An 11,917-nucleotide genomic window follows, 5' to 3' on the forward strand; every position below is an offset into this window, starting at 1 on the left:
CCTTTAACATTACTTATCTTCGTTTAAGCCCTTTTCTAACGCTTTCCACGCTAATGTTGCACATTTAATACGTGCAGGGAACTTGCATACGCCTTGTAATGCTTCAATATCTCCTAAATCGATGCTGTCATCGTACTCTTTTCCTAGCATCATGTCAGAGAAAATTTTAGAAAGCTGAAGTGCCTCTTCAATTTTCTTACCTTTTACTGCTTGTGTCATCATGGAAGCTGAAGACATTGAGATAGAACATCCTTCTCCTTCAAACTTCGCTTCTTGCACAATACCTTCTTCTACTTTCATCGTAAGTTGAATACGATCGCCGCAAGTTGGATTGTTCAAGTTTACTGTAACACTATCTTCTAGCACGCCATTGTTACGAGGATTCTTATAATGATCCATAATAACTTGACGATATAACGTATCTAAATTATTAAATGACATTTGTGAAATACTCCTTCGTCTTGATTAGCGATTCAACAAATGTATCAATTTCTTCTTTTGTATTATATAAATAGAAGCTCGCACGTGCTGTTGAAGAAGCTTTCAGCCACTTCATAAGCGGTTGTGCACAGTGGTGTCCTGCGCGAACCGCAATACCTTCTACATCTAATACTGTCGCTACATCGTGAGGATGTACGTCTTCAATATTAAATGTAACAAGACCAGCGCGATGCTTTGGACCATAAATTGTAACGCCATCTACTTCTGATAGTCTTTCTAAAGCGTATTGCGCTAATTCATGTTCATGCTTTTCAATATTATGAAGACCGATTTCTTCTAGGAAATCAATTGCCGCACCAAGTCCGATTGCATTACCGATAATCGGTGTACCTGCTTCGAACTTCCACGGAAGCTCTTTCCACGTAGATTCTTGTAAGTCTACGAAATCAATCATTTCACCACCAAATTCAATTGGTTCCATATTGTTTAGCAATTCTTTCTTACCATATAATACGCCGACACCTGTTGGTCCGCACATCTTATGAGCAGATAATGCGTAGAAATCACAGTTTAAATCTTGTACATCCACTTTCATATGAGGTGCACTTTGTGCTCCATCAACGATCATGATTGCACCGTTTTCATGTGCGATTGCTCCGATTTCTTTTACAGGGTTAATCGTTCCAAGTACGTTTGACACGTGCATAATAGAAACGATTTTTGTATTCGGTGTAACAGTTTGACGAACATCTTCTAAAGAAATTGTACCGTCTAGTTGAAGCGGAAGGTATTTCAAAGTTGCGCCAGTTTTCTTCGCAACTTGTTGCCACGGAATGATGTTACTATGGTGTTCCATGTAAGAAATAACGATTTCATCGCCTTCTTTTACATTTTCAAGACCATAGCTAGCCGCTACTGTATTTAATGCTGTTGTCGTTCCGCGCGTGAAAATAATCTCTTCCATTGATTTCGCGTTAATAAACTTGCGAACTTTCTCACGTGCACCTTCATACGCGTCAGTAGCTTTCGTACCGAGCGTATGAACACCGCGATGCACGTTAGAATTATATTCTTTATAGTAACGTTCTAACGTTTCAATGACTTGAATTGGTTTTTGAGAAGTTGCTGCACTATCGAAATAAACAAGTTGTTTGCCGTTCACTTTTTGATCAAGAATTGGAAACTGTTTGCGTATTTCATGAATATTCATTAGCGAACTTTCCTTTCAATTACCTCAACAAGCTGTGCTTTTACTCCTTCAATTGGAAGCTCATTTACTACAGGTGCTAAGAATCCATGGATGACTAAACGTTCTGCTTCGCGTTTTGGAATACCACGGCTCATCAAGTAGTATAATTGGTACGGATCTACGCGGCCTACTGAAGCTGCGTGACCTGCCATTACATCATCTTCGTCAATTAAAAGAATTGGGTTTGCATCTCCGCGAGCTTTCTCGTCTAACATAAGAACGCGAGAAGATTGTTGTGCATTTGATTTAGATGCACCGTGTTCAATCTTACCAATTCCGTTAAAGATAGATGTTGCACTATCTTTTTGTACACCGTGTTTTAAAATCCAACCTTCAGAGTGTTTACCGAAGTGAACAACTTTAGTTGTAAAGTTTTGTGTTTGGTTACCACGGCCAATTGTTACTGTTTTCGTATCAGCATATGAACCGTCGCCCATTAAGTTCGTAACGTTCTCTGAGATTGTGTTTCCGTCATTCATAAGGCCTAGAGCCCAATCAATGCGGCCGTCGCGTCCTACAATGCCGCGGCGGTTAACGTAAGTTGTTACGTCTTTTGCTAATAAATCAACCGCACCGAATTTCACTTGTGCGCCTTGTTCCACGATTACTTCTGCTACGATATTTGCAATACCTTTAGCATTTTCATTTGCAACATAGTTTTCTACATAAGTTGCAGTACTGTTCGCATCAGCTACGAATAATACGTGGTTATATACGTTAGCTTCTTCGCCGTCTACTAAGAATACAGCTTGAAGTGGAGTTTCAAGAACAACGTTTTTCGGAACATATACGAATGCACCGCCGTTGATTAATGCAGCATGAAGTGCAGTTAGACGATGCTCGTCTACTTTCACGCCGTCTTTCATTAAATACTTTTGTAATAGTTCAGCATGCTCTGTTGCAGCTGTTACGATGTCTGTAAAAATAACACCTTTTTCTTTTGCTTCGTCTGCTAAAGAAACGAACGCAGTTGTACCAGTACGTTGTACTAATACGCTGTTATTTTCATCGATTAAGTTTTTCACTGCTTCTGGAAGCTCTGTTAAAGAACTTACAGGCTCTTGCTTAGCAGCGTCGCCTTTTCCGATAAAGTCCCATTTTTCAATTTTCGTTTTATCAGGCGTTGGCATTGGAAGTTCTGTTGCTTGTGCAAGAGCTTGTAAGCGGAACTCAGTCAACCAAGCAGCTTCGTTTACTTCGCTAGCGCGCTGACGGATTGTTTCTTGATCGAAAGGTAATGTACCGATTGTCATGTTTATGCTCCTCTCTTACGCTTCTTGCTCTGCTGTTTCGTCTTCAATACCTAATTCTTTTTTAATCCAGTCGTAACCTTCAGCTTCTAGACGTTGTGCAAGCTCAGGTCCACCAGATTTAACGATACGACCGTTCATCATAACGTGAACGAAGTCTGGAGTGATGTAGTTTAATAAACGTTGGTAATGCGTAATCATTAGGCAACCGAACTCTTCGCCGCGCATTTGGTTAATACCTTTAGATACAACTTTTAACGCATCGATATCAAGACCAGAATCGATTTCGTCTAAGATTGCAATTTTTGGCTCAATCATCATTAATTGAAGAATCTCATTACGTTTTTTCTCACCGCCAGAGAAACCTTCATTTAAGTAACGTTGTGCCATTTCTGGATCCATTTCTAGGAATTCCATGTTTTTATCTAACGTACGGATAAATTTCATAAGAGAAATTTCATCGCCTTCTTCACGACGTGCGTTAATCGCAGAACGTAAGAAGTCAGCGTTTGTAACTCCGCTAATTTCACTTGGATATTGCATTGCTAAGAATAGACCTGCTTGTGCGCGCTCGTCTACTTCCATTTCTAATACATCTTCACCGTCAATGATGATGCTACCTTCTGTTACTTCATACTTTGGGTGACCCATAATTGCAGAAGATAAAGTTGATTTACCTGTTCCGTTAGGTCCCATAATTGCGTGGATTTCTCCACCTTTTACTTCAAGGTTTACACCTTTTAAAATTTCTTTGCCGTCAATTGATACGTGTAAGTCTTTAACCGTTAATGTAGAACCAGCCATCTCAATACCTCCATTAATCCTATATATACATTTTAAAAATTCCTAAAACGTTCATATTCTCATTTTATTCTCATTCTAATTTTATATCAAATAAAATGATATCGCAAACGACGAAAAAAAGTAACAATTTTTTCACAAATGTATATAAGTATTTCCTTTGCATCCTTATATGATACACCTTTCTTCTTATATATATAAAGAAAAAAGGACTGATAAATTCCCAGTCCTTTCCTTACGTTTATTCACTTACCGGAAGTACAGCACCTTTATATTCTTTAGTAATAAAATCCTGAATTTCTTTTGAATGCAATACTTCTACCAGTTCTTTAATTTCTTTTTTCTTCTCGTCACCTTTACGAACTGCAATAATATTTGCATACGGAGAGTCTGATCCTTCAATCGCAATTGCATCCTTTGTTGGATTTAATTTCGCATCAATTGCATAGTTTGAATTAATAAATAAAGCATCTCCCTCATTATTTTCATACAGCTTCGGTGACAGTCCAGGTTCAACATCTGTTTTAAACTTTAAGTTTTTCGGATTTTCTACAACATCTTTTACTGTCGCCTTAACAACATCTACTCCATCTTTAAGCTTAATAACGCCACCTTTTTGTAATAGTGCTAACATACGGCCGCGCTCAGCCACGTTATTACTCATAATAACTGTTCCGCCCTCTGGCAGGTCTTTTAAGCTTTTATATTTCTTAGAATAAATGCCCATTGGTTCTAAATGAATTTTTCCTGCGTTTACAATTTTATATCCTTTTTCTTGAATTTCTTTATCTAAATATGGAATGTGTTGGAAGTAATTCGCATCAATTTCTTTATCCGTTAACGCTTTATTCGGTAAAACATAGTCCTGGAACTTTTTAATCTCTAATTTAATACCCTTTTTCTCTAATATTGGCTGTGCTTTCTCCAAAATGACAGCGTGCGGCACGTTAGAAGCTCCAACGACAAGCTTATTTTCCTCTTTTCCCCCGCAAGCAGCTAATGTAAATACAGATAGCGCTGTAACAACTGACAGTATAATCTTTTTCATCTGATATCCCCTTCTCCCCTATAGGTATGTAGTTAGAAAAAAAGAGCCGGCATACACCAGCCCTTCTTCAAACAATTATTCTTTTACAGGAACAACTGCCCCTTTATACTCTTTAGTAATAAAGTCTTCAATTTCTTTAGAATGCAACACTTCTACAAGAGCTTTAATTTCTTTCTTATCTTTATCCCCTTTACGAACTGCTACGATGTTAGCATACGGAGAATCGCTACCTTCAATTGCAATCGCATCTTTTTCTGGGTTTAATTTCGCATCAATTGCATAGTTAGAGTTAATTAGAACAGCGTCGCCTTCTTTATTGTTATACACTTGTGGTAATAAACCAGGCTCGATATCCGTTTTGAACTTTAAGTTTTTCGGATTATCTGCAATATCTTTCGGAGTTGCACTAACTGGATCTACTCCGTCTTTAATTTTTAAAATACCTTCTTTTTGTAAAATTGCTAAACCACGTCCATGGTCAGTAACGGAATTACTCATAATGATTGTTGCCCCGTCTGGCAGTTCTTTTAAGCTCTTATACTTTTGAGAGTATACACCAATTGGTTCTAAATGAATTTTCCCCGCTATTTCAAAATCATATTTTTTATCTTTAATTTCTTTTTCTAAATACGGAATGTGCTGGAAGTAGTTTGCATCTAATTCCTTATCCGCTAACGATTTATTTGGCAACACGTAATCTTGGAATTTTTTCACTTCTAATTCAATTCCTTTTTTCTCAAGCAACGGTTTTGCCTTTTCTAAAATTTCAGCGTGCGGTACGTTAGAAGCCCCAACAACTAGTTTCTTTTCATCTTTATCTTTCCCGCCACAAGCAGCTAACCCAAAAATTGAAGTTGAAATAAGTGCTGTAAGTAATAATTTTTTCATTTGAAATACCCTCCTGTTTTCATTATCTTTTATCTATTCGAGTCGTTACACTATCACCAATCCACTGAATGAAAAATACAACTAGTAACACACAAATTGTCGCAACGATTGTTACATCGTTATTTCCACGCTGGAATCCTTCTAAGTAAGCAAGTGTTCCAAGACCACCAGCACCAACAACTCCCGCCATTGCTGTGTAGCCTACTAAAGCAATTGTCGTTACCGTAATACCAGATACTAACGCTGGTAATGATTCTGGAATTAACACTTTTAAAATGATTGTGCTTGTTTTTGCCCCCATTGCTTTTGAAGCTTCGATTACACCTTTATCAATTTCACGAAGTGCAATTTCAACCATTCTTGCGTAAAATGGTGCCGCTCCAATAATTAAAGCTGGCAATGCTGCACTAGCCCCGAGAATTGTTCCAAGGATAATCTTTGTGAATGGAATTAATAAAATGATTAAAATGATGAACGGTATAGAACGGAATATGTTTACAAAGGCTCCAATCCCTGTATTAACCGCTTTGTTTTCCCATAAATTATCTTTCGATGTCATAAAGAGTAACAATCCTAAAATGAGTCCTAAAACAAATGTGGCAAGCGCTGCGATTGCCGTCATATATAACGTTTCACCAGTCGCTTCTAACATTTGATTCCAATCAACATTTGCGAGTAACTTATCCATGTGCAATCACCTCCAGCTCTACTTGATCTTGATGTATTCCCTCTATCGCTTGCTGGATTGCTGTTTCCTCACCATTTAAATGAACAACTAAACTTCCGTAAGAACCGTTATTCGTTTGTGCGATATTTCCTTGCAAAATGCTAACTTCTATATCACTGCGTTGCATTAATCTTTGAAGTACTGGTCTTTCTACAGCCTCGCCGACAAACTGCAAGCGAATTACTTTGCCATCTGGATATTTTTCAATTAAACTTTCAATTGTTTCGTTTGTATCTTCAGAATCTGTTAACTGCTGTACAAAGCGTTTCGTAATGTCTTGCTGTGGATTACGGAATACGTCAAGTACTGGACCTGTTTCTACGATTTTCCCTTTCTCCATTACCGCAACACGATTACAAATCTTTCGAATTACGTGCATCTCATGTGTAATCAATACAATTGTTAAACCGAGACGCTTATTAATATCAAGTAGTAAATCTAAAATTTGATCTGTCGTTTCCGGATCCAGTGCTGACGTTGCTTCATCACATAAAAGCACTTGTGGGTTGTTAGCTAACGCTCTAGCAATCCCAACACGTTGCTTTTGTCCACCACTTAACTGGGATGGATACGCGTCTCCTCTTCCTTCTAATCCAACGAGATGAATTAACTCATCAACACGTTTTCTTCTCTTCTCCTTATCAACACCTGCAATCTCAAGTGGAAATGCGATATTTTCGCGTACAGTTCGTGACCAAAGTAAGTTGAAGTGCTGAAAAATCATTCCAATTTCTTGCCTTGCCTTACGAAGTTCACTTCCTGTAATTGCTGAAATGACACGATTTGCAATTGTAATTTGGCCAGAAGTTGGTTTCTCTAACTGATTAAACAGCCTTATTAAAGAACTTTTCCCAGCACCACTATATCCGATAACACCAAATATTTCGCCTTTTTCTATTTTTAAATTGGCGTTATCTACAGCAGTGACATCACCGCTTTTTGCCTTATATATTTTCTTTACATTTTCTAATAAGATCATGATGTTCACCCCTTTTTTAAGTAAAAAGCGCAAGCGGCTCGTTTAGAACAAGTGGACGCCCGAATCCCTGACGTAGAGGCGCTTTTTGCCTCATAGGAAGGGATGAAACGAACGACTGTTCTAGCCGCTGGAGCTGGATTTCATAAAACTTTGGATAGACTCCGCAATTTTTTTATTTTTCATGCGTGTAATCTATCGCCATAGCTCCTCTTATTATTTGAATGTCCTCCACATTCAAACAACAAAAAAACCTTTCCGCTTTAGAGAAGCAGAAAGGTTTATATGCGTATATAACAACATTATCCCTCTCTCTCATCTCTCAAAGCATTCGCTTTGCAGGAATTGGCACCATTTCAACATAAGTTGACGGTTGCCGGGCTTCACAGGGCACAGTCCCTCCACCTCTCTTGATAAGAGAAATCAGATTTAATTTTCGTCTGATTTGTAATTTATGAAATTGTCTATATTTTATGAATTGAATTGTATCAATATCCACACGTCATGTCAACAAGAATTTTCACAAAACAAGAAACTTCAGAATTTTAAGCACCTACTGACATCGGTTTACATATATGAAACATCGATTCAACTAATAGCATCGTTCGATATGTTCCCGAATATTGCACACGTCCATCGTTCATTAACGTTTGCAATCTTACATTTCCGTTCACTAATTGTTTTACATCCTCTTCATCTAAGCACACAATTTGTTCCGTTCCTCTTGCCTCTTGTGACAATTCTATATAATCTCTTGAAATTTGTAATGAACAACTTTCATCTCCAAAGCGGAAATTAACAGTTTTTTCTCCTTGTCTTAAAAGCGGTTCTAAATGATATTGACCGTTAGCGTAATTTACAAATGATTGAAGCAAAGAATATAATTTCACCCTAAATCACATCCTTCATATCACTTTCTATTACATACCATTTCCCTCTCACTAAAGAGCAATCCTGTTACTTTCGCTCGACAAATACTGTATCCATCCCGCATGTCGACATATTTCCCAAGAAATATGTCGAGGCGGCAAAAACTTTGCCGCCTACTTTAATTCCGTATATAAATATTCAACCGAATGAAATGCATATATCTTCTTCATGAGTGTCCCATTTTCAAAAACAAGTAAACAAGGCACACTTTCGATTCCATACTCTTTCGCTAAATGCGGAGCATAATTTAAATCTAACATTCCAATTTTCAACTCTTCAATCGTCATCTCGACAACCGTTAACATCTTCTTTGCTAATTGGCATGTTCCACACATCGGTGTATATACATATAGCACTGTTTTTTCTTCATTCTCTATTAGGGCTGTAGCTTCGGCTCCTGTCCAGTCAATCACTTCTATCATTCCTTACCGTAAATATTCTGTATAAACGTCAATGTCAGCTCCCCATAATACATTTGCTAAATGTGAAGAAGGTGCAGTCGCCACTTCTCGGTACGAGCGATCAATATAAATATGCTCTGCTTGCGGAAATTCTTTTCGAAACTGTTTCCTTAACTTTTCTCCTGCATCATCAGCATCCACTAGCACATATACGTCCTTATCAAAAAACTGATCAATGAGCTCATCCATTTTCGACAAACCAATTGTACCATTTGTACAAACAATTTCCACCGGTTCACGAATAATAGATTCAATCTTTCTTCTGTCTGATTTACCTTCTACAATAATGACTTTTTCTACATAAATCATATGTCATCACCCGATCACCATATACTATACAACCTTTAACTTAGTATATAGTATATTCGTTATTTTCATGTTGTTTCCTGTTTATTTTTGCAAAAGAAAAGCGGAAGCGGCTTGTTTAGATTGTAAAAAGCATGAAACTTCACTAAATAGATTTCCCATTAATGTACTCTCACATGATAATTGATTCATATATATGTGCTTTTCAACTCATTATGTAGCACAAAATAAAAAGGACAGCACAAAGGCTGTCCTTCAGTTGACTAAAATTAGTCTTGGTTTGTCATTTCTGCATATTTTTCTGCAGTTAATAACTTCTCAACTTGGCTTGCATCAGAAAGTTCAACTTTAACCATCCATGCACCCTCGTATGGAGATTCGTTTACAAGTTCTGGTTGGTCACTTAATTCTTCGTTTACTGCTACAACTTTACCGCTTACAGGTGCGTATAATTCAGAAACTGTTTTAACAGATTCTACGCTTCCGAATGGCTCGTCAGCTTCGATTGTTGCACCTACTTCAGGAAGTTCAACGAATACGATATCGCCTAGCTCACCTTGTGCAAAGTGAGTAATACCGATTACAACTTCATTACCTTCAGTTTTTACCCATTCGTGTTCTTCAGAGTAACGTAAATTATTTGGAATGCTCATGACTGTACCTCCAGTGAATGTATTAATTATGTAAAAATACCTTATTGGTACTTTTTCCACACACTTTCAAACTGCTCTTCGTTAAAACCAAGTGTTACATTCGTTCCATCTGTTACAATTGGACGTTTAATCAACATGCCATCAGATGCTAAAAGCTCATACATTTCGTCTTCGCTTGCATCTTTCAACTTATCTTTTAGACCAAGTTCGCGGTAACGCATTCCACTTGTATTAAAGAATTTTTTTAATGGTAATTCACTTTTTACATGTAAATTACGTACATCTTCTTTTGACGGTGGATTTTCAACAATATGAATCATCTCATATGCTACATCGTTTGCCTCAAACCATTTCTTTGCCTTTTGACATGTGCCACACTTTGGATATGAATAAAATGTTACTGTCATAAATTCACCTACTTTTTTACTAACCTTTACCTTTATCATATAGAAAACGTTTTATTATTTCAAACGATTATTCGCTAAACTTTTACTTATTTCGTGATAAATTTTAATAATCCTGCGAATTTTTCTTATTTTTCCGCCATTTGTTAAGAAAAAAATAAATATATAATTTTTTTCGATTCTTCTCTCATTCTGCATCGAACATATATCTTAAACAAACGTTTGATTAATTTTCTATTTTTCTATGTGAGCCTTTGTGCTGCATCAATTCTTTCCTACCGAACATACATCTTAAACAAACGTTTGATTAATTTCCTATTTTTTTATGTGAGCCTTTAAACTGCATCGATTTCTTCCTACCGGACATGCATCTTAAACAAACGTTTATTCAAAAAAGAAGAAGCCCCTTTTACGGCCTCCTCCATCATCGACTTAAATAATCTGAAATTGTTTGAAACACTACTATATACATATTATGAATATTTTGATTGGAAACCGTATCTTTATATAATCCCATACCCCAATACTGTCCTTCAGGGTTTCCCATATTTACAAATCCTTGCGTATACATCATAGCTCTATCCTTTGGGGCATTGTCATAATCTAAATCTTTTTCAGTAAAAATTAAGTATGGTTTATCTTGTAAGCCAATAAAAAACACTGGCTTCTTTAACGATAAAAATAAGTCCGTATACCGCTCCTTTGATGCCTCTTTAAAATATTCTTTCATAACGAAAAAACCATCAACTTTTGCTGATTTCTCCTGCATCTCTTCTAGCTTTACACTTTCAAACTTTATATTTCTAAACGTATCTTTCGGTTTTTCTCCAACAACTCCAATTACGAGTGCTCTCCCGTTATATTCTAATTTCTCTCCTTCTTTATCCTTTGCACACCCAGCACTCACTAGGCATATCAATATAAAAAATAAGAAATACGATAAACGCTTCATATAGCACTCTCCCCTTCTTTTAAGTCAAGTGACAAAAACGTAAGGTTAATTCAAGAAAATGTAAGTAAAATCGATAGCCCAATTTACGTTTCTATATTATAATCAATTGAATTTACCTACATTACTAAACATAGGAGATTATCATGAAGAAATTTAAACTTTCATCTTTTCTTCCGTTAAGTTATATACTTCTACTCGTACTCGTAAGTCCCCTTTACGACGTATTAAATAAATCAACTGTTCACGCAGTAGATGTCACAACTGTAGTAGATGATTGGATTCCATTTGTAAAAGCATTTATTATTCCTTATTTACTTTGGTTTCCTTACTTATACGGCGCACTTATTTATTACTGCTTTGCTGATCGAAAGCAATATTACGTTACTTTAAGTAGTGTAATTCTTGGCAAACTTGCTTGTTTTTCTATTTATTATTTTTGGCAGACAACTGTACCACGTCCAACTGTCGTTGGAACAGACGTATTTTCTGAACTAGTTCGCTATATTTATAGTATTGATCAACCGGTAAACTGTTTCCCTAGCATTCACGTTCTTACGACATTTGTAATTATGTTAGCTGCCTTTAAGCGTAGAGAGCAACATGCTTTTGAATATTATATCCTTACTTTCTTCGGTACACTTATCATTTTATCAACACTATTTACGAAGCAACATGCATTTGTAGATGCTGTTTCTGGAATGACGCTCGCGAGTATATTATACTTCGGCGTTCAGCTCTTATTAGCAAAAGAAACAGTACGCATTCCAGTAAAACAAAATCATAAGATGTAACATAACAAAAAAGCAGACTGTGGCTTCTTCAGTCTGCTTT

General features: G+C 36.7%; 15 protein-coding genes and 1 riboswitch. Of the genes, 1 reads left to right on the plus strand and 14 read right to left on the minus strand.

Translation table 11 applies throughout. The features are described from left to right. Positions 1-9: 9 nt before the first annotated feature. From sufU to ACUN26_RS21580, 14 genes are all read right to left on the minus strand, one after another. Positions 10-441 carry a Fe-S cluster assembly sulfur transfer protein SufU gene (sufU, locus tag ACUN26_RS21515; protein ID WP_000009525.1) on the minus strand — a complete coding sequence of 144 codons (432 nt, stop codon included), beginning with the start codon at positions 439-441 and terminating at the stop codon, positions 10-12. Further along, complete coding sequence (sufS, locus tag ACUN26_RS21520) at positions 431-1,651, minus strand: cysteine desulfurase SufS (protein ID WP_001020759.1); 1,221 nt, start codon at positions 1,649-1,651, stop codon at positions 431-433. Before sufS ends, sufU begins: the two co-directional genes overlap by 11 nt. Further along, entirely contained in the window at positions 1,651-2,943 is a 1,293-nt protein-coding gene (sufD, locus tag ACUN26_RS21525) for a Fe-S cluster assembly protein SufD (RefSeq protein WP_000152176.1), read from the minus strand. Before sufD ends, sufS begins: the two co-directional genes overlap by 1 nt. A gap of 15 nt (positions 2,944-2,958) precedes the next feature. Beyond that, positions 2,959-3,744 (minus strand): Fe-S cluster assembly ATPase SufC, encoded by a 786-nt coding sequence (sufC, locus tag ACUN26_RS21530; protein WP_000929162.1) that lies wholly within the window; start codon positions 3,742-3,744, stop codon positions 2,959-2,961. A 238-nt stretch (positions 3,745-3,982) separates the two neighbouring features. After that, positions 3,983-4,789 carry a methionine ABC transporter substrate-binding lipoprotein MetQ gene (gene metQ, locus ACUN26_RS21535; RefSeq protein WP_000720650.1) on the minus strand — a complete coding sequence of 269 codons (807 nt, stop codon included), beginning with the start codon at positions 4,787-4,789 and terminating at the stop codon, positions 3,983-3,985. 75 nt (positions 4,790-4,864) lie between these two features. Beyond that, positions 4,865-5,677, minus strand: coding sequence for a methionine ABC transporter substrate-binding lipoprotein MetQ (gene metQ, locus ACUN26_RS21540; RefSeq protein WP_000735098.1), 813 nt, complete (start codon positions 5,675-5,677; stop codon positions 4,865-4,867). A 22-nt stretch (positions 5,678-5,699) separates the two neighbouring features. Continuing rightward, on the minus strand, positions 5,700-6,365 hold the full coding sequence (locus ACUN26_RS21545; protein WP_000359403.1) for a methionine ABC transporter permease: 666 nt from the start codon (positions 6,363-6,365) through the stop codon (positions 5,700-5,702). Beyond that, complete coding sequence (locus ACUN26_RS21550) at positions 6,358-7,383, minus strand: methionine ABC transporter ATP-binding protein (RefSeq protein WP_000601773.1); 1,026 nt, start codon at positions 7,381-7,383, stop codon at positions 6,358-6,360. The genes ACUN26_RS21545 and ACUN26_RS21550 overlap by 8 nt, the downstream gene beginning before the upstream one ends. A 309-nt stretch (positions 7,384-7,692) precedes the next feature. Then, a riboswitch (SAM riboswitch) is annotated at positions 7,693-7,800 on the minus strand. Between the two features lie 125 nt (positions 7,801-7,925). After that, positions 7,926-8,270 carry a hypothetical protein gene (locus ACUN26_RS21555; RefSeq protein ID WP_000781225.1) on the minus strand — a complete coding sequence of 115 codons (345 nt, stop codon included), beginning with the start codon at positions 8,268-8,270 and terminating at the stop codon, positions 7,926-7,928. Positions 8,271-8,423: 153 nt separating this feature from the next. After that, complete coding sequence (locus ACUN26_RS21560; protein WP_002039867.1) at positions 8,424-8,732, minus strand: thioredoxin family protein; 309 nt, start codon at positions 8,730-8,732, stop codon at positions 8,424-8,426. Positions 8,733-8,735: 3 nt separating this feature from the next. Continuing rightward, positions 8,736-9,080, minus strand: a complete 345-nt coding sequence (locus ACUN26_RS21565; protein ID WP_000640865.1) for a toprim domain-containing protein — start codon at positions 9,078-9,080, stop codon at positions 8,736-8,738. A gap of 266 nt (positions 9,081-9,346) precedes the next feature. Continuing rightward, positions 9,347-9,730 carry a glycine cleavage system protein GcvH gene (gene gcvH, locus ACUN26_RS21570; protein WP_000026896.1) on the minus strand — a complete coding sequence of 128 codons (384 nt, stop codon included), beginning with the start codon at positions 9,728-9,730 and terminating at the stop codon, positions 9,347-9,349. Positions 9,731-9,771: 41 nt separating this feature from the next. Further along, complete coding sequence (locus ACUN26_RS21575; protein ID WP_000218973.1) at positions 9,772-10,137, minus strand: arsenate reductase family protein; 366 nt, start codon at positions 10,135-10,137, stop codon at positions 9,772-9,774. Positions 10,138-10,558: 421 nt separating this feature from the next. Further along, complete coding sequence (locus ACUN26_RS21580) at positions 10,559-11,086, minus strand: hypothetical protein (RefSeq protein WP_000826884.1); 528 nt, start codon at positions 11,084-11,086, stop codon at positions 10,559-10,561. A 143-nt stretch (positions 11,087-11,229) separates the two neighbouring features. On the opposite strand from ACUN26_RS21580, the gene ACUN26_RS21585 reads away from it, so the two are divergent. Beyond that, on the plus strand, positions 11,230-11,877 hold the full coding sequence (locus ACUN26_RS21585; RefSeq protein WP_000713778.1) for a phosphatase PAP2 family protein: 648 nt from the start codon (positions 11,230-11,232) through the stop codon (positions 11,875-11,877). Positions 11,878-11,917: the final 40 nt, after the last annotated feature.

It is taken from the genome of Bacillus sp. WC2503, assembly GCF_052682895.1.